This is a genomic window from Phnomibacter ginsenosidimutans (assembly GCF_009740285.1).
GTDB classification, from domain to species: domain Bacteria; phylum Bacteroidota; class Bacteroidia; order Chitinophagales; family Chitinophagaceae; genus Phnomibacter; species Phnomibacter ginsenosidimutans.
The window spans coordinates 1,143,304-1,167,895 of record NZ_CP046566.1 but is presented as its reverse complement, the minus strand read 5'-3'; the positions used below and the strand labels follow the sequence as shown (position 1 = coordinate 1,167,895).

Sequence of the window (24,592 nt, the reverse complement as noted above, 5' to 3'; positions counted from 1 at the left end):
CTGCAGGCAAAGAGCCAGCAGCAATACCGAAGTAAGCTTCACCAGCCGAAGGGTTTGCTTGGCAATACGACTTTCTGCAAAGCCTGATTGCTGAGTTACAGCTTGATGCATACAATTTATTTGTTGGGTTATACAATCCGAAACGGAATTGGCAGACAGGCTGCCTTCATATGGTTTTTCCATAGCTATTAGCTTCGTTGTTTTTGATCATCGTTGTAGCAACCATACAGTACACCACGTACAGGTATTGCTGCTGTTTTATTTTCACCGGTTCCCTTTAGCGGGTCACGATTATTTTTCTTCCTTCTGTACGGAAATGCACTTCGCCGGTCAGCTCCAACAGTTGGAAAACCCGCTCCACTTCTTCGTTGCGGGTGAGCTGCCCTGTAAAATGCAAATCCACATTGCCCCGGTATTCTACTTCCACATTGTACCAGCGGGCCATTTGCCGCAGAATGGTTTTGAGGTCGGCGCTTTTAAACTGGAACCGGCCATTTTTCCATGCTACAGCTTCTTCGGTATCGGCATTGTCTACAATACGGAGCTGTCCGTTTTTACCCACATTTGATTGCTGGCCCGGGCTCAGGTAGCGGCTGGCCTGCTCTGCAGTTTGCCCCGCCACACTCACTTTTACTTTACCTTCCAGCAGCGTGGTTTTTACACTCGCTTCATCATCATACGCATTGATGTTGAAATGCGTTCCCAACACTTCTACCCTGCTATTACCGGCCTGCACAATAAAGGGCTGATGTTCATTTTTGGTGACTTCGAAATAGGTTTCACCAGTAATGGTTACTTCCCGCATGGCACCAGTAAATACCACCGGAAAACGGATAGAAGACGCTGCATTGAGCCACACTTTGGTGCCGTCAGACAGCGTTACCTGATACTGACCGCCCTTGGGTGTGCTAATGGTATTGTAAAAAGCTTCGTCGTTTTCAGTAATGATTTTGCCATTGATGTGATAGGCCAGCAAACCGTTGTCTAACTTTTCTACGGCAATATTGCCCTGCTGGCTCAACACCCCGTTCGATGCACTATCCAATACGATGGTGCTGCCATCGGCCAGTGTCAAAATAGCTTTGTTGCCGCCGGGTACAATTTGCACCGGCGCCGGCTTGGGCTGTACGGCTACTGCTGGTGGGGCCACAGGTTGTTGTTGGGCAAAAAACAGATAATAGGCCGTGCCCATCAACCCCATGAGCAGCACCGCAGCAGCGGCAGCCACCCAAGGGCGGCTGCGCTTTCGATTGCTTGTGGTATGATAACCTGTTGTCTGTAAAATTTTTTGTTGTAACCGGGCTTCTAACCCGGCCAAATCGGCTGCAGAAGCCAGCGGAATTTCCGCCTCGCTGTCATCGAAGGAGCGGTACCAGTTATTCAGTTCCGCAACCTCTTCGGGGCTGGCAGTTCCCTGGAGATATTTCTCAATCAAAGCTTCTATGTGAGCAGGCGTTGGCATCGTTGTAATAGAATAAGTATGCCGCAGAAAGGATATCCCCCACGGCGCATGAAAAAAAGTAGGAGATTAGAAAAAGAGGAACAAAACCAGCATCATAAAGAGGCTGCGGGTAGCCACACGCAACTGGCGCAGGGCTTTGGTGAGTTGGTTTTCCACCGTTTTGGGCGATAGCTGCAATAACCGGGCAATCTCTTTTACCGGCATGCCTGCTTCGCGGCTGTACTTAAAAATGAGGCGGCACTTTTCGGGCAGTTTTTCTACCTCTTCGGCAATGCGGGCCAGTAGCTGGCGCTGCTGCATCCGCAGTTCAACCTCATCGTTGATGGCTAGCGTTGCCGGTGCCTGTTGCAGCAACTGCTGCTGGCGGGCCTGCTGTTTCAGGCGGGTGAGCACCATGTATTTGGTGGCTACAGCCAGGTAATTTTCAATGGTTTGAATGGCCGCTTCTGTGCGGTTGGCCCACAAGCTGGCAAACACATCGTGCACCACATCTTCGGCCAAAGCACTGTCGTGCAGGCGGTTGATGGCAATGGCAAACATCTTTTGCCAGTAGCGGCGATAGATTTCGGTAAACGCCTCCGCATCATCCTGCTGTAGCAGGCGAACCAGTTCATCGTTTGCATATGTGCGGTAAGAGGCAGGCATCGTCAAATAGTGACCATAAAATTAGCAGAACATCCTGTTAGGGCTATCAAAATTAGGCAGGCATTGGTCGAAATCACCAAATTGAATGTGCACAAGCCATTTGAACAGTGCTACAGGTTACCGGGCAAAGCCAAGGCACTCAACGATTTGATACACGCAATCTTTACAAAAACTTCCTGTGCAAAAAAATAGCACAACAGTCAGAGACCGTTATGCTATCCACCTTACTATGCATACACCAAAAAAGCCGCTGTAGTTGCATAGTCACACAGCGACTTTTTTGAAACGTTTTATAAGATCACCTTAAGATGCATGCGTTTGGCCTGTGCTCCTATTACCTGCACAATGCCCATTTGCTTAGGCATACCATTCATGGGAATGCGGATCAGGTTTTCGCCCTTCTGCAACTGAACTGTTCTGCTATGCAACACGCTGCCACGCATATCGGTAAAACTGATGGCGCCATTCCCTTGAGCGGCAGCAGTTACCGACAACACCAGTTCTGCATTACTTACCGAAACGATGCGAATGGCTTGTGCCTGCTGTGCAGCCTGTACCACTATGGTTTTGTAGGTAGTACTTTTTCCGTCTTTGTCTACCTGCCTGAGTCGGTACAAATTTTTCCCTGAGAAAGGCTCTGCATCCACAAAGCTGTACTGATGTGTAGCAGCAGTGGAGGAAGTTGCAGCCACGGTACCAATATTGAAGAACCGGCCATCGGTACCGGCACGAAGAATCTCAAAATGCTTATTGTCTTTTTCCTGAGCGGTAGTCCAGGTAAGTTCTACATTGCTTTTTACGGCACGGCCCTGAAAATGGAGGAGCTGTACCGGCAGCGAAGACCCCTGAATGCTGTTGATCACAATGGGTCGTGTTGAATCGCCGGAAGGATTGGCTGTAGCCACACCATTCCAAACACCATCGTTACTGATATTGGCAGAGGGACCATTGGAAAGTGTGAGCAGGGTACCATCAGCATTGTAAAAGTTGATAGCTTTTACACCGCCACTCAATGAATTGGGAATAATAGCCGCCCAGCTACCACTTACACCATCTACCGCCGGATACAACACAGGGTTGGTCCAGATATTACCTTCATTGAGGTTGCCGGTAGGGCTGCCGGGTGAATTATTGTTTTCGGTAAACGTGCTGTAAAGTGGCCGCCCGGTGCCGGCAGTGTTATCATAAATGGTTACCATTTTTTCGCTGCCTACGTCAGAGGTACCAATAAGACCGGTACAGCCATTTACATTACCAGCTACGCTGGAGTAATCGAGCAATCGGATGGTGGAAGTGGTGCGAAATGACTGAATGATACCTGATGCAGGAGTGCTGTTGCTTCCGATATTGATGTAGAAATACACATCTGCACCTGCAGCCTGCTGTCCGGAGGCTGCCGCAGTACCAATGGGTACACTTGCAAACCAGCCCGTGTATTCACCCGCTGCATCGGTGGTAAATTTTGCATGGCGGGAAGCCCCTGAGGTTATCATCGTATCATTATTGATTTCGGATGAATTGATGGCTTTTACAGCAGAATAGCCGGTGATAGAACCTGCCGCGGTTTCAGTGTTGTTGATTCTGTACATAGGCCCCGGCGCCTGCGTGGTGGTTAGCGATGGATTGCTACTGATACCCGCCAGGTAGCGGTAAGTGGTATTGGCAGTAAGGCCCGACAGCTTCAAACGAACAGCAACAGGAATGCGGTTGGTATTGGAACTGGAAGTACCGCCGTAATAAGCATATCGTGGCAATATCAGTTCATTATCGACCGGAATAAGCGTTTGAGCTTGTACCACAACCATAGTACCAAGCAGCAAGAGAAGACTAGCGTAGAGTTTTTTCATACAGCACATTCGTTTTTTAAAAATTGAAGACTGAAGCAGCGCTGCTGGCAGTGTTTTTTGCTGTCAGCAGCGGCACTATTCAACAATAGATTTTTGAAGATAGCCGTGGAAAAAAGTGCCAATGCTTACCGGAAGCATTTTGAATGAAACGTACCCCAAAAATTGAATGATTATCCCCCAAGGCAGCATGAATGATGCAACAGCAATTGAATGGGTATTCAGCCTTACTGCAGCTTGTCTAACCAAAACGCGACAATAAAACCAACAGACTAAACAAACAGTCAATTGAACACAACTCCAAAAGCGTTATGCTCTCAATAATTCACAACACTAACCAATTTAAAATCCGATGGAATTACCGCCGTCTACCGGCAGCACTACGCCTGTAATGTAGCTGGCAGCAGGGCTGGCCAAAAAAGCCACAGCACTGCCAATGTCTTGCGGCTGCCCCATTTTTCCCATCGGGGTACGGCCAAATACTTTGGCTTTGCGTTCCGGATCGCTGTTGAGTGCAGCGGCAGTCATATCAGAATAAATGAAACCCGGCGCTATGCAATTTACCCGAATACCCAGCGGCGACAGTTCTACCGCCATGGCTCGGGTCATGCCTTCAATGGCAGTTTTGCTGGCACTGTAGGCAATCACTTTCGGAATGCCATACTGCGCCGCCATCGAACTAATGTTGATGATACAACCACTACCCTGCTGCAACATGGCTTTGGCGGCCTCACGGCTCATGGCAAACACGGCATTCAGGTTGGTGCTCATCACCATCTGAAACTCTTCGTCTGTGACCTCGGTAAACGGTTTTTTATAATTGATACCTGCATTGTTTACCAATACATCCAATTGGCCAAACGTCTCAATAATTTCGGCTACAAAAGCAGGTATGGCGGCAAGTTGTGTTACATCCAGCACCCGTGTATGGCACAGCGGGCCAAGGCTTTGCTGCGCTGCGGCCAGCTTTTCTTCATTGCGGCCGCAAATAATAGTCGTAGTGCCTGCAGCTACCAATGCCGATGCAATGGCCAGTCCTAAACCAGCCCCGCCGCCCGTTACCAATGCTACCTGTTGTGCCATGATTATTGTTTCGTGTTCCTGCATAATTACGGTTTCTGCATGGGCCTGCAAGCAAAAGCTTACGCAAACATTTGCGTAAACTTTTGCCCAATCACCCGGCAATATCTGCGGCCACGGCATGGTACAAGCTGGGTTTCCTTTTACCTTCACCTCCATTTATTTTTTTCATTCTGCCATATGTTATTACTCGGAATAGACCTGGGAACATCTTCCATAAAAGTGGCCGTAGTAGATGCACAAACGCAACAAACCATTGCCAGTGCCAGCTATCCCGAACAGGAAGCACCTATTGTGGCCTTGCAAAAAGGCTGGGCCGAACAAGACCCGCTGCAATGGTGGAGTGATATACAACAATGCATTCTCAAGGCCAACGCCAGTGGCTTATACAATCCCAAAGACATCGCCGCCATTGGTATTGCCTACCAAATGCATGGGCTGGTAATGGTAGATGCGGCTGCACAACCGCTACGCAACAGCATTATCTGGTGCGATAGCCGGGCCGTGCCTTATGGTGACACCGCATTTGATGCTATTGGACATGCCGCTTGTTTGCAAACACTCTACAATTCACCCGGCAATTTTACCGCAGCCAAACTGGCTTGGGTAAAAGAACACGAACCACATATTTATGCAAAAGCAAAGCGGATCATGTTGCCCGGCGATTTTGCCGCCCTGCAAATGACCGGCGAAGCCAGCACCACTGTCAGCGCCCTGAGTGAAGGCATTTTCTGGGACTTTGAAAAACAGCAAATCAGCGATGCCGTTATGCATCACTTCGGATTCGACAGGTCATTGATTCCATCACTTCAACCGGTGTTTGCTACACATGGTCGTTTACTAGCGTCAGTTGCTGCAACACTTGGTTTAACTGCAGGCATACCCGTTACCTACAAAGCGGGTGACCAGCCCAACAATGCCCTTTCGCTGAATGTGATGCAACCCGGCGATGTAGCTACCACAGCCGGCACCAGCGGCGTTATTTATGGCGTGGCGCATTCGCTTACCCCCGATCCTCAGTCGCGGCTCAATTGTTTTGCCCACGTCAATCACTCCACAGCAGCGGCACGTATCGGGCTATTGCTCTGCATCAACGGTTGTGGCATTATGAACAAGCTCATGCGCCAATGGCTGGCTCCACAACTCAGTTACGATGAAGTGAATCAACTGGCAGCACAAATACCAGCAGGTAGTGAAGGAGTTCGGGTATTGCCTTTTGGCAACGGTGCCGAACGCATGTTGGGCAACCGCCAACCCGGTGCACAAATATTACAGGTAGATGCCAACAAACATCACACAGCTCATGTACTAAGGGCTACGCAGGAAGGCATTGCTTTTGCGTTTCGCTATGGGCTCGATATCATGCGAAGCATGGGCATGCATCCGCAACACATCAAAGCAGGGCTGGCCAATATGTTTCAAAGTGCCGTGTTTACCTATGCATTTGTGAATAGCACCGGCGTACCCGTGAGCTTGTACAATACCGATGGCGCTACTGGTGCTGCGCTTGGTGCTGGCATAGGCGCTGGTGCATTTGCCGAACACGAACTCGGTGCAGGCTTGCAATTGCTCAACCGCATTGAACCAACGCCTGCGCATCAGGCATTGTATGAAGATGCGTATCTGCAATGGCGAAGCTCTCTCGAACAAAGCATTACTCAATAAACAACAAACCATGAGTGTATACAAATTTGAACAAACCATGCGCTGGTATGGTCCCGACAACGACATTGTGGACCTTTGGCACTTTCGGCAGGCAGGCTGTACTGGTGTTGTAACCGCACTGCACCACATACCGGTAGGCGAAGTGTGGACGGTAGCAGAAATTGAAAAACGGAAAGCACTCGTTGCCTCGGCGGGCCTGAGCTGGACGGTGATAGAAAGCTTACCGGTAAGTGAAGACATCAAACGCCAAACAGGCGATTACCTGCAGCACATCGAGAATTATAAAACCAGCATTCGCAATATTGCTGCATGTGGGTTAAAAGTGATCACCTACAACTTCATGCCCATCCTCGATTGGATGCGAACTGATGTATCGTACGAACTACCCGACAAAAGCAGGGCACTTTATTTCAACAAGCAAGCCTTCATGGCATTCGACTTGTTTATGCTGAAGCGGCCGCATGCCGAACAAGATTACAGCACCGATGAAATTGCCGGCGCCAAAGCATTTTTTGAAAATGCTTCGCAGGAAGAAAAAGACAAACTGTACCACAATTGTTTGTTGGGTTTGCCGGGCAGTAAAATCCCCTTTACACCGGAGCAAATTTTATCGGCGCTGGATAACTATGCACACATTGATGCCGCCAAACTAAAACAACATCTGTTTTATTTTTTACAAGAGGTAGCGCCTGTTGCTGAAGCCTGCGGTGTTACCCTCGCAATTCACCCCGACGATCCACCCTATCCGTTGCTGGGCTTGCCCCGCATTGTAAGCACCGCCAATGATTTGGAAGAATTGCTGCAGGCAGTTCCTGTAAAAGCCAATGGCCTTTGTTTTTGTACAGGCTCTTTGGGCGTTCGGCAAGACAATGCCCTCGCCGACATGATACACCGCTTTGGCGACCGCATTCATTTTGTGCATTTACGGGCCACCAAACGTGACCATGAAGGCAACTTTTTTGAAGCCGATCATCTTGATGGTGATGTAGACATGTATGCAGTTGTAAAAGCTTTGTCGGAGGTGATGCAACGCCGGCAAGTACACCTGCCCATGCGTCCGGATCATGGGCATCAAATGCTGGACGATTTGAACAAAGACACTTACCCCGGCTATACAGCTATCGGCAGATTGCGTGGACTGGCAGAGCTGCGTGGTTTGGAGTTGGGTATTTTGCGTAGCAATTATTAGTCAGTTCCGCTGATTCAATAATTACAAACAGCAAGAGGCGTTCTGCAGCAGAACGCCTCTTGCTGTTGAATACATTTGCTAACGCAATACAGCTTTCAGCAATGGCATATAGTAGCCGCCTACCACACTTCTTGCCTGAAAGCCAACCTGCCGGCCATTGGTTGTTTCGTGCCAATCGCTGAGCGGCACTCTGCTGGCTGTGCTGGTAGCAAATCGATACACAGGCAATAACAAGGCATCAAACTGTGCTCTGTTTTCAGTGAGTGCTGCAGTCCACAATATCCAATCACTTTTGGTGTACGTACGCCGGCTATCAAGTGGCAAACCAAATGCTTGTTGCTTGCTGAGGTAATAGTTGATTTCCTTGTTGTACACCGCTGCAGGAAACAAATTCAGCCCTAGTACTTTATCCCACACCAAATTATACTTCTGGCTCCAGGTACCGCTTTTATCAAACGTCAGTTTGTAATGGTCACCATCATCGGCCATTTGCATCCAACGCTGCACCATGGCGGCGGCTGTGTCACGGTATCGTTGCGCAATGGCTTTTTCACCCAATGCTTCTGCCATTTGACTATAGCAACCAATGCCTACAATGGCTTTTAGCGACAGGTTGGTATTGCGAGCCAAATGCCCGGCAAAATCATCAGTACACAATTGATTGGCAGGATCAAATCCATCTGTCACCAAAAAATTTACCCACTGCGTCAGCGTTGCCCAATGTTGTTTGGCATAGGCATAATTTTTCTGCGTTTTGCAAATGGCTGCGGTAAGAATAATCATGTTGCCAGATTCTTCCACTGGCATGTCTTCGCCATAAGTTTGACCATTGGCAATGGGATATGTCCCGAGGTCGTGTGCGGCAAAAGGTTTCTTCCATTGGCCACTTTCACTGTAATAAAAAATTCCATTGAGCATGCCCTGCATCAGCAATGGATTGTACAACAAATACAAAGGCGCCGACGGATAGGTAACATCTACTGTATTAATAGAACCATTGCTAAAATTTTCTTTTGATAAAAACAGCAACTCACCTTGCGGACTTTGCACCAGCTTGTGTGCAGCAATGCTTTGCCTGTAGGCCAATATGCCCAAATGTGCATAGGCATCTCCACCTGTCTTTGTCAATTGCTGTTGTAATGCAGCGTCAAAATCAGCACACGCCTGGAGCACTGTTGCACTACCAGCTGCAGCTTTTTGCAATTGTTGCTCTATCGTTTCCTTTCCACTCCTGTTCCACCACGGACGCAGATTGCTGCCAAAGTACTGAACAGAAAAAATATCATCATAACCTATCAGCAATTGCTGCGTTGCAGTTTTGCTGCCCACCCGGCCTAAATCAAACTGTGTATTCAGGCTCAACGCTTTCCCTTGGCCCGTTGCTTTGCCTGATGATTGATTCGTGATAAAATCTGTAATGGCCGTTGCAGTTGTACCAACGCTTTGCTGCAAACCCGGAGCAATGTTGGCAGCTACATATACATAACCCCAGTCAATCCGCAGGTCATCGCCTTTCTTTTGCAAAATGGGTTGCTCCAGCGTGCCTGCCTTGAGTATGCTAAGCCCAGCATGCTGATATTGTTGTGCTGTAAGCGTTTGCAAAGCATGATTGCTGGCAATGGCCCCTTCGGCAGTCATCAGCACTTTTACCTGATGTGTATTGCCATCTGTAGCTACCGCTTCATACGTGATGTACGACACCGGCCGCGACATCAGTTCCAGATCTTGCAGGAGCAATGGCGAAACAAAACGCAATGAAATCTGTACAGGACCACAAGCATATTGATAGCTGGTTTGTGTAGCCGTCATCTTCACCGATTGCTGCAGGGCATTTTTTATTTTTTGCTCATGCAGGCGTGGCATTTTGGCCGCAATACCAACATCTACAAAAGCATCACCGCCGGTATTTTCTACATGTACAGCCAATACATTTTTCCCTTGTTTTAATAACGCACGAAGCTGTGCATCCAATGCGAGGTATTGAAATTTTCTGGCAACGCCTTTGGCACTGTGAATGCGGGTGCCATTCAAATAAATTTCTGCATTATCATCAAAGCCGGTGAGCAAATACATCGGATGCACAGGTAGCTGCGAGAGCTCAAAACTCCGGCGCAACCAAATATGACGGGTGCTCCATTCCGTACCGTTTCCTTCTTTGCGATGTGTAACAGGCGTAACGCCTGCCAACCATTTATCGTCTTGAAAAGTTGTTTCCGTCCACGCAGCTCCAGGTTCTTGCAGCACATAGCGAAAAGAAAAATCGCTTTCATCGCCGGTAGGCAATACCGTTTCATACACATCTTCTGCGGCACCCATAATGCGGTAAAAAGCATCATCTACCTGCACTATCGCATTCAGTGCATGCGTAGTGCCTGTCCAGTGTTTGGTAGGCGATGCATTCAATGTATCAGTAAAAGACCAGATGCTGAAATACGGGTCGTGTGTAATGAGCGGATATGCCGGCGCCTGCTGCTGTGCCAACGCAGGCAAGCTGAGCAAACAACACAACAAAAAACGAACAGTTTGCATACGCATGAATTTTATTTAAGGTACAATTCTACCACTGAAGGATACAGAAAAATAAACCAGCAGTAATAGACATTACCGCCGGTATTGCATCTAAATGATTGCTGCTTGCTAATTGTATAACCAAATTATTATTTCTGTACAAAAGGTCCACCGGCTGCACCAGTGGACCCAACCAATATGTACGCTAACCCTTGCCAGGCAAAGACTGCGCATCATATCAGGCAATCAACAACAACTGAAATAAGGTCAATGAACTAGTTTAATTTTTTTGCCAGCTGCTGCGCTGTTTTCTTATCGGTCATCACAAACACAATTTCACCACCCTGCATCAAATCGTCGTGTGTAATGCTCGTTCCGGCAATGGGTTTTCCATTTACCAATACCTGCTTCACATAGATATTTTTCTCACTCTGATGTTGCACGGTAATGCGTAACTGGCGGCCATTTTCCAACGGCAATACAGCATGATGAATAATGGGGCTGCCAATTTCATACGAACCGCTTCCCGGTGCCACCGGATAAAAACCAAGGGCACTAAAAATATACCAGGCACTCATCTGACCACAATCATCATTACCACCCAAACCGTCGGGTGTAGGTTTGTACTGTAGCGGCAAAATGCGGCGAATGAGTTCCTGTGTTTTCCATGGCGCACCTGCGAAGTTGTACAGGTAAGGCACATGGTGCGCTGGCTCATTGCCATGCACATACGTACCAATGATTCCTTCCCTGGTGATGTCTTCCGTTTCAGCAAAATAATGGTCCGGCAGGTACATGGTAAATAAAGAATCCATTCGTGCCACAAAGGCTTTTTTGCCACCCATCAGCTGAATGAGTGCAGCCGGATCATGCGGCACAAAAAAGCTATAATTCCACGAGTTGCCTTCAATCAAACCTTGCCCATGTGTGCTCAGCAAATCAGCATTGGGTAAAAATTGACCCAGAGCATTTTTGCGTTTCACAAATCCATCTTTATCGAACACATTTTTATACTGCGCTTCCCTCTGCATGAACGTTTCATACACAGCAGTGTTGCCTGCTTTTTTAGCCAGCTGCGCAATGGCCCAATCATCATAGGCGTATTCCAATGTATTAGACACTGATGTGCCAGATTTTTCTGCAGGAATATATCCCCGGGCTATGTATTCACCAATGCCCTCGTAGCTTGATTTATTAGCAGTAGCCACACATGCAGCCAATGCTTTATCAATGCCTGTAGTGCTTACGCCTTTTACAAAAGCATCGGCCAACACAGCAACACTGTGGTAGCCACTCATGCACCAGTTATCATTGGCATAGTGGCTCCAAATGGGCAACATCTTTACAGCACTTTGATCATAGTGTGCCAGCATCGATTGTACCATATCGTTGTTGCGTTGCTGCTGCACAAGGTTGTACAGCGGATGCAAAGCCCGATAAGTATCCCACAAGGAAAACGTGGTATAATTGGTAAAGCCCTGTGCCTTGTGCACCTGCTGATCGAGGCCCCGATAGCTGCCATCCACATCCATAAACACATTGGGTGCAATGAATGCATGATACATGGCTGTGTAAAAATTCTGCTTTGTGGTAAGGTCTGCTTCTATTTGAATGCGTTGCAATTCTTGCTCCCATTTGTCGGAAGCAGCTTGTGCAACAGCATCAAAATTCCAATGCGGAATTTCGGCCTGCATATTGTGCAAAGCGCCGGCAGTACTCACTGCAGACAAAGCCATTTTTACCTGCACTGCTTCATTGGCCTTTGTATCAAAATTGAAATACAACTTCAGCTGGCGGCCCGCCAATTCAGGAAAATTTTGCTTTTGATTGAACTTGCGCCAAAAGCCTCCATACATTTCCTGCTTTTCATTTACACTGCCATAGCTCTTGAATGGCTTTGAAAACGTCATGGCGAAATACACGGTTCTCGTTCTGGCCCAACCCAGCGTTTGTCTGTAACCTGTAATGAGCGTATCATTTTCAACCCGCACAAATGTCCATACGTTCTTTTCGGGATAGTTATATATGCCATGCACCAAATCGAGCAGAATATGTGCTTCATTGCTGGCTGGAAAAGTGTAGCGATGAAAACCTGTTCTTTCAGTTGCGGTCAACTCAGCCTTCACCTGATAATCGTCGAGCAGTACGCTGTAATAACCGGGGCGGGCTGTTTCAGATTCATGCCGGTATGCTGAGCGGTAACCACTACGGGCAACAGTTGCCACACCCGGATTCAGCTTCAATTCACCTGTAGTAGGCATCACTAAAAAATCGCCCAAATCTGAATGGCCGGTACCACTAAAATGGGTATGACTAAAGCCCACAATGCTTTTATCGGCGTACTGATATCCGGCGCAATATTTATATACGTCGGGGTTGTACTTTCCTTTGTCGATGTACTGAATGGTATCTGTATCGGGGCTCAGCTGCACCATCCCAAACGGTACTGTAGCACCGGGAAATGTGTGGCCCATTTTGGCCGTACCAATCAACGGATTTACATATTGCACATAACGCTGTTGCTGGGCTGCAGCAGCAACGCTTACCAGCATCAGCATCACCATCCATTTTAAACTTTTCATGAGTAGTCGGCTTATTGGTAAGTGATATTTACGGATGGATTGGCCGTGTATTCAGCCCACAACTCATCTACTGTTTTATTGCCGTTTAGTTTCCAGATATCGGCATTGTATTGATTGGTTCTGGCTGCATTATCCAGCTTCACAATAAAGTCTTTATCGTAATGCTGGGTAAGCCACAAGAAAAAGCGGGCTGTAATGCGGTATGCATTTTTGTAATGGTGTGTAGTCTGTACATCGGGCATCGACCATTTGGCTTTCACATTGTTGATACCAATAGTAGCCCGTACATAATCTGCAATGCCTTCTGTTACCCATCCGGGCACATTGCCAAACTTGTACGCTTGTGTTACATGCATTAGTTCGTGAGTTACTACATCTATGTCTTCTGGATTGCGATGAAACCATGCCGGATTGTACACAATGCGATCGTCGGCAGTGGTTACAGCCACGCCATCATACTTCGCATCTATCACAAACCTGATGGCCTTTTTAGCATTGGGATTATAACGGGCAATCAATTTTGGATACTGCTCAAAATAGGCATCAATCAGTCGCTGTTTGAATGCAGGTGTAAGGCTGCTTTCTTCGTCTATCATGTACAGCGTCAGGCCATTTTTAGAAATGGTATCGGGCTTGGCCGGCAGTTTAATATCACCCAGGCCCGGCGGCATGCGGTCTTTCACTTTTTCGTACAACGCTTTTTCATCTTTCGAAAAAGAGTACGGGAGGTCCGCTTCTTTTACCACCCGTTTTGTATTGGGTGTAGCCGCCATCTGCAATTGCAATGTGCCGCCTTTCATTACATCGGCATAGCGCAGGTAGGTTTTACTATACGGCAGTCCGTTGAAGCTTTGTGATTGTACATAACGGTTAACATCACTATTGGCTGGCGCCTGTATCATCAATCGCTTTCCGTTTTCCAAAGTGATGGTCAATTTTTTGAACAAAGGGGCTCCTAACACATACTCATCACTTCCGGGGCAAACAGGATAAAAACCCATGGCAGAAAACAGGTACCATGCAGAGGTTTGACCATTGTCTTCATCGCCACAATAACCATCGGGTGTGGGCTTATACATGCGGTTCATTACTTCCCGCACCCAGTATTGAGTTTTGTGTGGCTGACCTGCATGATTGTATAAATAAATCATGTGCTGTATGGGCTGATTGCCATGTGCATACTGACCCATATTCGCAATTTGCATTTCCCGAATTTCATGAATGGTGCCACCATAGTAAGAATCATCAAATGCAGGTGATTGATGGAAAACAGAGTCCAGCATTTGTGCAAACTGTTGCTTGCCTCCCATCAGATTGGCGAGGTTGTCAATGTCGTGAAACACGCTCCATGTATAATGCCAGCTGTTGCCTTCCGTAAATGCATCGCCCCATTTCAATGGCTTGAAAGGCGATTGAAAACGGCCATCCGCATTTTTGCCCCGCATGAGTTTAGCAGCTGCATCAAATACAAAGCGGTAGTTGAGCGACCGCTGCGCATACAACTCAATTTCAGCAGCAGGACGTTTGAGTTGTTGTGCCAGTTTGAAAATTGAAAAATCATCAAACGCATACTCAAGGGTACGAGCCACGTTTTCATTGATTTTTACATCGTATGGCACATAGCCCAAAGCGTTGTAATATTTTACACCATAACGGCCTACAGCATGCATGGGTCCTTCGTTATTAGCACCATTCAATAAGCCTTCATACAACTTGTTGATGTCGGCAATTTTGGCGCTTTTCAAATACGCATCTGCAACCACCGATGCAGAGTTGTTACCCACCATGATATCTGCAAAACCGGGGCTGCTCCACTCCGGTAAAAAGCCGCCTTCTTTGTAAGCATTCAGCAAGCCTTCCTGCATTTCGGTATTGATGGAAGGAAAAAGAAAATTGAGGAATGGGTACAGGGCCCTGAAAGTATCCCAAAAGCCAGTGCCGCCATACATGTAGCCGGGCAACACCTGCCCTGTGTAAGGGCTGTAATGCACGGTTTGTCCGGCAGCGTTTCGTTCATACAGTTTGTTGGGAAACATAACGGCACGATAAAAGCAAGAGTAAAAGGTTTGCATCTGTTCGGTTGTAGCGCCTTCCATTTGAATGCGGCCCAGCACATTGTTCCATTGCTGTTGGGTTTGACGCTTCACCGTTTCAAAATCCTTATTTCCAATTTCGGTGTTGAGGTTATACGCTGCCTGCTCCAGACTAATAAATGAAGAAGCCACTTTCACCAATACCTGCTGGTTAGGTTGTGTAATATTGAAGCCTACAATAGCGCCGGCATTATCACTTTTGTTTTCCAAACCTTCTGCCAGTGCAGTGCCGCTCCATACTTTGTTGCTGGCAAAAGGCGTGTTGAATTGCAACACAAAATAGTTGGCGAAGTTTTTGAGCCGGCCACGAGAGTAGTATGTGCTATAACCCACTATCTTATTTTCTTCAGGAATAATTTTGATATAACTGCCCTTGCGAAAGCCATCCACTACGAGGAAAGCACTGTCTTTGCTGTGGTAGGTAATGCGAAAAATTGCTGCCCTTTCGGTGGGTGTAATTTCTGTGGTAATGTGATGATCCGCGAGATACACGCTGTAGTAATGCGGCTGTGCCACTTCGGCCTTGTGCGAAAACCAGCTGGCTCTTTCATCAGGTTTAAATACACTTTTCTTCGATACGGGCATGATGGAAAAAACGCCATAGTCATTCATCCATGGCGAAGGCTGATGCGTTTGCTTGAAGCCTTTGATTTTATCGGCAGTGTACACATACTGCCAGCCATTGCCATTGTCGCCGGTTTGAGGCGTCCACATGTTCATAGGCCAGGGCGTACCAATAGCGGGGTACGTATTGCCATTCGAAATATCGGGCCTCGACAGAGTGCCCATCAGCGGATTGACATACTGCACCGGATTGCTTACCTGTGCTTGTGCCAGCATTGCCATGCAGAGTGTGCATAGCCCCATCATCACGTTACGCTTCATCATGCCTGTTGTACTTAAAAGTTCGAAAAAAACTTTCCTAATATTTCACCGAAGGAAAATCGGTTTTTGCTTTTGTAAGTTGTTGTTCCCATTCATTTGACCAGCCAAATGCGTTCGATGCCATGGCTTTCAAATCGGCACCGGCAGCACCGCTCCAAAAGTGCACAAACTCGCCCCAGTTCATATCCCGTGTAAATTTCTGACTTCCATCCTTCGGAAAATGCAGGGCAACCATTTTAAAAAATTTATTCAATACTGCACTGCCACCGTATTGGTTGTAAATGGGATAAAACCAGTTCTTAAACCATTGCGTATTGGTTCTTGGAAAATTATCCGTGGTGTTCATCATCAGATTGTACCAGCGTTCGGCATCGGCAGTACGGCCAAGGCCGCGGTACACATCATAAATATAAATTTCCATCCACTTGCTGTCTTTCCAGATGGCAAATGCGGGAGAGCCTTTTGTGTTGTTGGCCGCACTTTCTACAATGTGCCCAATTTCGTGTGTCACCAAATCCAAATCGTTGCCGGCACCACTTTCCCAGGCATTGCTGCTGTTCGATCCGCAGTCAATCACATTTCGATTGTCGTGATTGTCGCTATAGTAATAGCCCGGATGACCGCCGCTGTATTTGCCTGTATGAAAAACCGCATACAAGCGTTTGTCAGTACCAAATTCGGCGCCGTATACTTTGCGGGAATAGAGCCATACATCTTTTACAAAACTGAAAGGCCATGCAATGTCTTTTTTTACATCGGCATCGTAATACACCACCAGTGAAGTATCATAATAAACACGTGACACCAACTGTTTGTGATCGAACCAATGCTCTTGCCAGGTAGAAGGCGGTACGTTGTAATTGACTACCGGCGGAGGCGTATTGCCACTGCTGGTTTTGTCTTTTTTGCAACCGGGCATTAAGAGCAACCCTGCCGACATGGTTGCTGAAATTGTAAGGGTAATAAAATGCTTGTCCATACAACGGAGTTGTGGAGTGTGAATGAAAAAAATGATGTAGAAAGAAAAAATAGTGGCAGCACAACCAAAAGTTCTACTGCCACTATGGGATGCATTAATCGTAGCGTATTACCCGCCACTCAGCCATTTGAAATAGTGAGCTACCTCCGTTGGCTGTCATAAATATACGGTAGTAGGTATAGGGCTGTGGTGCAGCACTTACTTCAAAACGGCGGGTTTGGAAACGACTGGCAAAACTTTCACCGGCACGTGTGTCAATGGTGGTCCAGGTAGCACCATCGTTGGAGGCCTGCAACTTCCAATCTTTAGGATCACGGGTTGCAGCATCGTTGGCCGAAGTGAATGTGTAAGCACCGATGGCTATTGGCGCTGCAAACTTTAACTGAAACCAGGATCCGCCATTGTTGGCAAATGCCGTCGGCCAGTTAAAGAAAAGGTATTTGGTGTTTACATCACCATCTATCAGCTTCAGCGATCCTTCGTTGGCCGTAGCTCCACCGGTGTTTTCATCACTTACGGTAATGCTGGCAAAACCTGTCACGTCTGTTGATTTGCGCAGCAAAGTATCAAACCGGAAATACGTGGTTTGCATGTTGTCGATTATGGTGCCCTTCGATGCTGAACTCAGTGTAATAGGCAGCATGTACTTTACTCCTTGCGCAATGGTATTTGTTTTTACCGTGAGGGTGAGTGGGTCAGAACTGGTTTTGCCTGCAGCTATTACGCTGCTCAAACCAGTGTATTCGTAGCTGCCGGCGGGCAGTAGTTTGTAATTGGTACCATTGGCTAAATTGTAGTTGGCCACTTTGGCACTGTCTATCACAAATGTAACTGCGATATCACTGCCGGCGTATTCCATGCCACCGTAGGCAGCACCAAATACCAGGTCGGTACGGGTATTGGTAGTGGTGTAGAGCAAATCAACTTTGGCTCGGGTGCCGGTAGCCTGCGGCATATACACTGAGCCTTCGTTGGTCAGCGTTATATCTGCCGGTTTATTGCAGGCTGCCATTGCCAGCAGCAGCACGGCCAAGGCCCCGTATAATTTATTGTTGAACATATGGATGTAGAATAATAAGGTGAACAAATGAATTACCAGCCTGTGTTTTGTTTCAGCTTTGGATTACGCAGCACTTCGTTGGCGGGAATGGGGAACAGATAATCACGTTTGCGAAACACCCGTGTTTCCAGCAATACTTTGTTGTAAAAAGCAGTGCCCGATTTGGTGCGGTCGAGCCCATAAAAAGGACCTGCATCTGTTTGCTCGGCTACTTTCCATCTTCTGGTTTCGAAGTAGCGAACATTTTCGAATGCCAGCTCTACCCTTCTTTCTGCACGGATGGCATTGCGCATGTCTTCTTTTGTAGCAGGCACCGCAATATCTGTAGAGCCATACAATGGCACACCGGCACGTTCACGAATCAGGTTGAGGTATTTGAGTACATCCGGATCAGCAGGATTGGATTCGTTCAAGGCTTCTGCATAGTCGAGATAAATCTGACCTAAGCGGAGATACAAACAACCACGACTATCATCGGTATTGGCCACGCCCTTGCGAATGATGTAGCCGGTTGGCGTTACATCAGAAGTGCTTTGTGCCAAACCAGAGTTGCCATTGAACTCCATGTTGGTAATGATAAGATTGCCGGTGTTTTGGTCGGGGTACAACCATACACTGTTGTTGTAAGTAATGCCTACATAAAAACGAGGCTCACGGTTTACCCATTGGTTGAAGGTAGAACGGGCCGTATTGTCGAACGGAGCACGATAGTTGCTGAAGCCTGTAGCATTGTAACCCGAAGTAGGATCGGTAATGGCTTTACCATTGGCCATAAAATAGGCATCCACTTGTGCTTGTGTGGCACCGTTGGCACCGGCACCACGCTGGTTGGCATAGCCTGCATGAAACGGTGTACGATCGTAGCGAATGAAAGAGTAGCCAGAATTAGAACGACCAAAAATCCATTCCTTATTCCAGTTTTGCAAAATCACATCGCGGCAAGAGAGGTACGCTGCTTTGAAAGGATCGGCATCTGTAGCACGGTACAAATCGTAAGTGGTGGGTACAAACTCTGTAATGAACTCTTTGGCAGCAAGCAGCAGCTTTTGTCCACTTTGTGGCATCAGCTGTTTGACTGATAAGATTTTTGCCATCATCATTTTTCAGTTCGGCATAATCGGTATTGCCATTGAACAACGGGCTGGCCGCCAGCATCAATACCTGTACTTTATATGCTTTTACTACTGGCTTGGTAAACTTACCTGCCACAGCAGAAGTAACAGGCAATTCGGTGTATGCTTTATCCAGTTGGTCTACTACAAATGATACGCAGTCATCGAAAGAAGACCGTTCTTTCATCACTACATCATTCGTAGCATCAACAGGAATTTGCTCTTCGCCCAAAATAACTACGGGACCATACAAACGCATGAGCTGATAGTAGTAAAAGGCACGGAGGGCACGTGCTTCACCTTTTAGAATGGTTTTTTCTGCAGCACTGATTTCGGGTGTAGCACCATCGATGCGCTGAATGAAATCTGTAGCCTTGCGGATGGCCCGGTAGTAGTTGTCCCAATAGGCAGATACAGTACCATCGGTATTGGCCCATGCACTTTTGTTCATGTTGGTGCTGTAATTAAAGTCCCAGGTGTACTTGCCTTCATCGGCAGCACCGGTCCAGTTGCCTGAGTTTTCATTGCCGGCAAAACGCTGGTTGAACTCATTGGGCATGGCCTGATAAATATTGCCGAGGTATTTAATCACATTGGTCCGTGTTTTAAATACATCGTCGATGGTGAGGATATTGTCGGGAACAGTATCCAGAAACTTGCTGCAACTACCCAGCAATAGCAGGGAGGCAAGCATGGCAATGGAAAATATTTTTTTCATGAAAATGCGTTGATGGATTATAAGGTGAATTCGAGACCAACAGAGAAAGTGCGGATGTTTGGATAAATCGCACCGTTTCCGGTGTTGAGCTCAGGATCCCAGAGTTTGAAGGGACTCCAATAAATGAGGTTGAAACCTTGTGCATACACTTGTGCACTTTTGAAGCCAGCACGTTTCACCCACTTATCGGGCAGGTTGTAACCCATGGCCAATGTTTTCAAGCGAACAAATGAAATGTCTTTGATCCACCAGCTGCTTGCCACGGCGTTGTTGCGGTTGGCCGCATTGCCGTATGCCAGGCGAGGATAAAACGCATTCGGATTGGGGTTGGCTTCTGTCCAACGGTCTTCTGCAATGGTAAGCAGGTTGCTCCGCTCAGGGCCGGTGCTGTTGTTGAAAGGAATAATACCATCACCAGTCAGCAATCGCTGTGCACCATCAGAGCCCTGGAAGAAAACACCAATGTAAAAGCGTTTCCATTCTACGTTGGCGCCCAAACCATAAATCAAATTGGGCACATCACCATTGCCAATGCGGCTGATGTCGAGGTTGTTGATGAGACCATCACTGTTCAAATCTTTGTAGCGGATATCACCGGGACGAGGACGTCCGCCAAGTGGTGTTTGGTCTGGCGCATTGTCAATTTCTTTTTGATCGGCAAACAAACCCATAGCGGTGTAGCCGTATGTAGACAAGCTATTGAAGCCTCTGCGTTCCATGTAAGGGAAGGGCTGTACCGGCTGATCATTTTCAATAATCTTGTCGCGGTTGTAAGTGATTGTACCACGGAAATCCCACTTGGTATTGCCCCAGTGAAACTGCGATGTTTCAATGGTGGCATCAAAACCTGCATTGTCTATCACACCCAGGTTGCCATAAGGATTGTTTACCAATCCTACGTATGAAGGAAGACTGGCCCTTTGCAAAAACACACCTGTTCTGTGTTCTTTAAAGAAGTCGACAATGACAGACAATTTTGAATTGAATGTTTTGAATTCAATACCCAAATCTTGCTTGCGGGATTTAGACCACTGCACAGCTGCACCAAAATCCTGCACCTGTACACCGCCGCCGCTTCCCTGGTTGCTTTGGCCATTGCCCCAGTTAAAACCAGGCACAGTAGACGCATCGGACACAATGGTGAGATAACCGAAACGACGACCACCAGCACCAGAACCTACTAAACCATCGGAGTAGCGGAGTTTGAAAAACTGAAACACATTGCTGATGGGCTCAAAGAATTTTTCTTTAGAGAGCACCCAACCCACACCTATTGAAGGGAAGAAGCCAAAACGTTTTTCTGGTGCAAAGTTTTCAGAACCATTGTACCCGAAGTTGAGCTCTGCAAAATATTTCTCTTTGTATGCATAGGTGCCTCTTCCGGCCAGGCCCATACTGCGGTATGGCAGCGAAGCAGTAAGGTCTGCAGCAAATGCATCAATATATGAGCGTTGGTTAAAAAGCATTAACCCTGTAACCCGATGGTTTTTACCAAAAGCACGGTCGTAATTGAGGGCTGTTTCCAGATAATACGAACGGTTGCCACCGTTGGCACGACCATAGTTCAGGTTGTCGGATCCATTGGTAATAACGGGCAGCAGGTTTACAGAACCATCTGCATTGTACGGATTAACTGGATCCATTTTATAGGTATTGCGCTGACGGGTACGGCTGATGACCTGTGTGTTGTAAGCATCAAAAGAAAATAAACCGTATACCGTAAGACCGGGCGTAATAGCCGCCAAATCCTGCGTAATGCGGGCATTGGAATACACCTGATTGCTGGCTGTGTTTACATAGCCGGTTTGAGTAATTTCTTCATACGGGTTGCGCTGTGCATTGGCAGCATTGATACCCGGCACCAAATTGCCCGGATACATTTTCGGATACAAAATAGGCGTGGTCACCATCACATCACGAAAAGCAGCTTGTGCATTTACACCCGGTGTGTTCAGGTTGGTAATGTAGCCCTGAATACCGAGGTCGAACTTGGTCGTCTTCGTCCAGTTCATACTAATGTTGCTGGTAAAATTGTAACGCTTAAAACGCTGATTTGATTCGTACCCTTGTGACCCATCGTTGCGCAGCAGGCTCTGCTCATCGTAGTAAGCCAATGCCACATAGTAGTTGGCATTTTCGCTGCCACCGCTGGCGCTAAAGTTGAAGCGACGAGTACCACCGGCTTCTTTAAATATCTCTTTCATCCAATCAACATTTGGATAGAGATAAGGCTGATTGCCGGCCATGGTAGAATCGATGTATGCTTGTGCATACTCAGCGCCAAGTCCGGAAGCCAGGCGGGCTTCATTGCGTAAATTCATGTACGATGCAGCACCGGTAAGCTCAGGCAATTTTGTAAATGCAGTTACCCCTTGATTGTAGTTGAACTTCAATACTGGCTTAGCAGTTTTGCCCCGCTTGGTATTGATGAGAATAACACCATTGGCACCTGCTACCCCATACACTGCTGTGGCCGAGGCATCTTTCAAAATGGTGAAAGAGGCAATGTCTTCCGGATCGAGAGAGTTGAGGTCACGACCCTGCACACCATCAATAATCACCAATGCGCCGGTTGAGTTGGGGCCAAAAGTAGAAATGCCACGAATCCAGAGATCACCGGCATTTTCGCCGGGCAAGCCCGTACGCTGCACACCCACAATACCCGAAATGCGACCAGCCAATACAGTACTCAAATTGGCAACGGGTTGTTTCAGGTCTTGCACATTTACAGACGACTGTGCTCCTACAAGGCTAACTTTTTTGGCCTTACCAAAACCCACCACTACTACTTCTTCCTGGCTGCCTTGTGCGGCATCGAGTACTACTTCAAAGTAAATGGTGTTGCTCACTGGCCGGGTTACAGATTGATAGCCCACGTAAGAAAACACGAGGGCATCGGTGGTAGAAACGGTGATGGAAAATTCACCCTTGTCGTTGGTTTGTGTACCCAGTTTGGCATTGCCCTGCACGGTTACACTTACACCAGACATTGCTTTGTCCAGTCGGTCTTTTACTACGCCGCTTACTTTTACGGTAGTTTGTGCCGCTGCTGAAAAAGCCAGCAGACAACAACCAAGAAGCAAGCTGAGGAAAGACCTACTTACTGATAGTTTGTTCATAAGTAGATAGTAGTTGGTTTGTATGAGCAATACTAATTGCTATTGCAAGCGGCTGTGGTCAACACAATACGAACGGATGGTTAATGAATACTTAACGCCGCTTGATTTTATGGCTGGTAGTATAATTTCTCTACTTTCCAATTTGTAAGGCTGTGCAGCAGCATCCACAAAATGAAAAGAGACCGCATTTTTTTATACAAAATCATTGCTATTGTATGCACCAGCATTTTGTGTTTGGTGCAAGCTCATACACATCCAAAACATTTACAAGCTTGAAGAAAAAGTATACAATGTAGAAGAAGCCAAAATCATTAAAAAGGCATATGAAGAAAGCATTGTAAACGATAAACTTTTTCCTGGTGCAGTACACATCATCGATAGCTTTATTTACCGGCATTTGGACACGTTGGAATATTTATCCCGCCACAACAAAGCTGCCTTTGCCGATTTATCGAAGCGCATTACCGATTCTATGTTTATCCGCCTGTCGGCAGCCAACAACATACAACCCCTGCTGGATGCAGTGATAGCGCAACATAAAATGAATCCGGACCTGCAGTATGCATTGTTTGTAAATCATTTGTCTATAGCGCCGGAAGCCAATGTGTATGTACCCTTATTTACCAACACCGCAGACAATGTGCACAGCACCGTGCCTTATCTGGCACACTATGGCGCCAAAATTGGTGGTACACTCAGCAGCTATCCGCCACAGTCGCTGGTGTCCAATATTAAAGTGAGTTCTACCATTGCACACAGCTACCGCATGGAGTTTTCGCTGTACTGCGACCGGCCAGACAGGCTTACGTATATCCTTAAAAAAACATTGCCGCAAACGTCGCTGTCAGTGTTTTCCATTGTAGCCATGCTCAGCATTTACTTTCTCACGTTTGCCAACTGGGTACGGCAGAAAAAGGAAAGTGAAATGAAATCAGATTTCATCAACACCATCAGCCACGAATTTCAAACACCACTCACTACCATCATTATTGCCAACAAAACCATCGAAAACGAAAACCAGCAAATCCGCAGTCCGCAGCTTGATGCACTCAGCAGCATTATTAAACGGCAAAGTGAACGCTTGACCGTACTGGTAAAACAAGTAATAGAAACCAGTGGCGAAAAACCCATTCGCTTAGAGCTGGAAGAGCATGTGCTCAACGATGAACTGGAAGAAATCATTTCTGATTACCGCATCAATGTGGATGAAGAAAACACCCACATCGTTTTTTCGCCACACAGTGGAGAGCAGCGGGTTCTGTTGGACAAACTACATTTTACGTCTATCGTGCTGAATATGCTCGACAACAGCGTCAAATACAATCACAAGACTGAAAAAGAAATTTTGGTGAGCACCTACCTGAAAAATGCAAGTACCATTGCCCTCAGCATCAAAGACAATGGTGACGGCATGAGCAGCAAAGTAAAAAAAAGAATGTTTCAAAAATTTTACCGCAATCCATCGTTGGTATCCAGCAACAAACCTGGCATTGGCCTTGGATTGTACCATACCAAAAAGTGTATAGATGCACACCAGTGGAGTGTAGAAGTACACAGCAAAAAAGACATTGGTACAGAGTTTATTATTTACATACCCATCGCAACAAAACATTCCAACAGCGATAGCTAACGCAAACCATTCCCAAAAAAA

The 24,592-nt window shown here is 47.0% G+C and carries 15 protein-coding genes; 3 read left to right on the top strand and 12 right to left on the bottom strand.

Annotation, left to right across the window (positions count from 1 at the left end; genetic code table 11):
* Nucleotides 1-277 precede the first annotated feature (277 nt).
* From GLV81_RS05040 to GLV81_RS05025, 4 genes are all read right to left on the bottom strand, one after another.
* Nucleotides 278-1,462: a FecR family protein gene (locus GLV81_RS05040; protein WP_157477410.1), complete on the bottom strand. Its 1,185-nt coding sequence runs from the start codon at nt 1,460-1,462 to the stop codon at nt 278-280.
* Nucleotides 1,463-1,528: 66 nt separating this feature from the next.
* The gene (locus tag GLV81_RS05035) at nt 1,529-2,107 is read right to left on the bottom strand and encodes an RNA polymerase sigma-70 factor (protein WP_157477408.1); all 579 of its coding nucleotides are present in this window, start codon (nt 2,105-2,107) and stop codon (nt 1,529-1,531) included.
* Between the two features lie 290 nt (nt 2,108-2,397).
* Nucleotides 2,398-3,954, bottom strand: a complete 1,557-nt coding sequence (locus GLV81_RS05030; protein WP_157477406.1) for a hypothetical protein — start codon at nt 3,952-3,954, stop codon at nt 2,398-2,400.
* Nucleotides 3,955-4,293: 339 nt separating this feature from the next.
* Nucleotides 4,294-5,034 carry an SDR family NAD(P)-dependent oxidoreductase gene (locus GLV81_RS05025; protein ID WP_157477404.1) on the bottom strand — a complete coding sequence of 247 codons (741 nt, stop codon included), beginning with the start codon at nt 5,032-5,034 and terminating at the stop codon, nt 4,294-4,296.
* A 177-nt stretch (nt 5,035-5,211) separates the two neighbouring features.
* Here GLV81_RS05025 and GLV81_RS05020 point away from each other — a divergent pair, with 177 nt between their 5' ends.
* A complete protein-coding gene (locus GLV81_RS05020) occupies nt 5,212-6,696 on the top strand; it encodes a xylulokinase (protein ID WP_157477402.1) in 1,485 nt (494 codons plus the stop codon).
* Nucleotides 6,641-7,885, top strand: coding sequence for a mannonate dehydratase (gene uxuA / locus GLV81_RS05015; RefSeq protein WP_343030583.1), 1,245 nt, complete (start codon nt 6,641-6,643; stop codon nt 7,883-7,885). The genes GLV81_RS05020 and uxuA overlap by 56 nt, the downstream gene beginning before the upstream one ends.
* Before the next feature lie 78 nt (nt 7,886-7,963).
* On the opposite strand, the gene GLV81_RS05010 is transcribed toward uxuA, so the two are convergent.
* The 8 genes from GLV81_RS05010 to GLV81_RS04980 form a co-directional block, all read right to left on the bottom strand.
* Nucleotides 7,964-10,420, bottom strand: coding sequence for a glutaminase family protein (locus GLV81_RS05010; protein ID WP_246186258.1), 2,457 nt, complete (start codon nt 10,418-10,420; stop codon nt 7,964-7,966).
* Nucleotides 10,421-10,668: 248 nt separating this feature from the next.
* Nucleotides 10,669-12,975: a GH92 family glycosyl hydrolase gene (locus GLV81_RS05005; protein ID WP_157477399.1), complete on the bottom strand. Its 2,307-nt coding sequence runs from the start codon at nt 12,973-12,975 to the stop codon at nt 10,669-10,671.
* 11 nt (nt 12,976-12,986) lie between these two features.
* Nucleotides 12,987-15,956, bottom strand: a complete 2,970-nt coding sequence (locus GLV81_RS05000; protein WP_197428949.1) for a GH92 family glycosyl hydrolase — start codon at nt 15,954-15,956, stop codon at nt 12,987-12,989.
* Nucleotides 15,957-15,990: 34 nt separating this feature from the next.
* Entirely contained in the window at nt 15,991-16,932 is a 942-nt protein-coding gene (locus GLV81_RS04995; protein WP_157477398.1) for a hypothetical protein, read from the bottom strand.
* A 94-nt stretch (nt 16,933-17,026) separates the two neighbouring features.
* On the bottom strand, nt 17,027-17,992 hold the full coding sequence (locus GLV81_RS04990) for a BT_3987 domain-containing protein (RefSeq protein WP_157477397.1): 966 nt from the start codon (nt 17,990-17,992) through the stop codon (nt 17,027-17,029).
* Nucleotides 17,993-18,024: 32 nt separating this feature from the next.
* Nucleotides 18,025-18,924 carry a RagB/SusD family nutrient uptake outer membrane protein gene (locus GLV81_RS20000; protein WP_246186367.1) on the bottom strand — a complete coding sequence of 300 codons (900 nt, stop codon included), beginning with the start codon at nt 18,922-18,924 and terminating at the stop codon, nt 18,025-18,027.
* Nucleotides 18,902-19,822, bottom strand: coding sequence for a RagB/SusD family nutrient uptake outer membrane protein (locus GLV81_RS19995; RefSeq protein WP_246186257.1), 921 nt, complete (start codon nt 19,820-19,822; stop codon nt 18,902-18,904). Before GLV81_RS19995 ends, GLV81_RS20000 begins: the two co-directional genes overlap by 23 nt.
* 17 nt (nt 19,823-19,839) lie before the next feature.
* Complete coding sequence (locus GLV81_RS04980; protein ID WP_157477396.1) at nt 19,840-22,941, bottom strand: SusC/RagA family TonB-linked outer membrane protein; 3,102 nt, start codon at nt 22,939-22,941, stop codon at nt 19,840-19,842.
* 211 nt (nt 22,942-23,152) lie between these two features.
* Here GLV81_RS04980 and GLV81_RS04975 point away from each other — a divergent pair, with 211 nt between their 5' ends.
* Nucleotides 23,153-24,571, top strand: a complete 1,419-nt coding sequence (locus tag GLV81_RS04975; RefSeq protein WP_157477395.1) for a sensor histidine kinase — start codon at nt 23,153-23,155, stop codon at nt 24,569-24,571.
* Nucleotides 24,572-24,592 lie beyond the last annotated feature (21 nt).

Coding starts and splice junctions, on each gene's coding strand:
- GLV81_RS05040 (WP_157477410.1), bottom strand. CDS start 1,462: ATGCCAACGCCTGCTCACATAGAAGCTTTGATTGAGAAATATCTCCAG.
- GLV81_RS05035 (WP_157477408.1), bottom strand. CDS start 2,107: ATGCCTGCCTCTTACCGCACATATGCAAACGATGAACTGGTTCGCCTG.
- GLV81_RS05030 (WP_157477406.1), bottom strand. CDS start 3,954: ATGAAAAAACTCTACGCTAGTCTTCTCTTGCTGCTTGGTACTATGGTT.
- GLV81_RS05025 (WP_157477404.1), bottom strand. CDS start 5,034: ATGGCACAACAGGTAGCATTGGTAACGGGCGGCGGGGCTGGTTTAGGA.
- GLV81_RS05020 (WP_157477402.1), top strand. CDS start 5,212: ATGTTATTACTCGGAATAGACCTGGGAACATCTTCCATAAAAGTGGCC.
- uxuA (WP_343030583.1), top strand. CDS start 6,641: ATGAAGATGCGTATCTGCAATGGCGAAGCTCTCTCGAACAAAGCATTA.
- GLV81_RS05010 (WP_246186258.1), bottom strand. CDS start 10,420: ATGCGTATGCAAACTGTTCGTTTTTTGTTGTGTTGTTTGCTCAGCTTG.
- GLV81_RS05005 (WP_157477399.1), bottom strand. CDS start 12,975: ATGAAAAGTTTAAAATGGATGGTGATGCTGATGCTGGTAAGCGTTGCT.
- GLV81_RS05000 (WP_197428949.1), bottom strand. CDS start 15,956: ATGATGAAGCGTAACGTGATGATGGGGCTATGCACACTCTGCATGGCA.
- GLV81_RS04995 (WP_157477398.1), bottom strand. CDS start 16,932: ATGGACAAGCATTTTATTACCCTTACAATTTCAGCAACCATGTCGGCA.
- GLV81_RS04990 (WP_157477397.1), bottom strand. CDS start 17,992: ATGTTCAACAATAAATTATACGGGGCCTTGGCCGTGCTGCTGCTGGCA.
- GLV81_RS19995 (WP_246186257.1), bottom strand. CDS start 19,822: ATGAAAAAAATATTTTCCATTGCCATGCTTGCCTCCCTGCTATTGCTG.
- GLV81_RS04980 (WP_157477396.1), bottom strand. CDS start 22,941: ATGAACAAACTATCAGTAAGTAGGTCTTTCCTCAGCTTGCTTCTTGGT.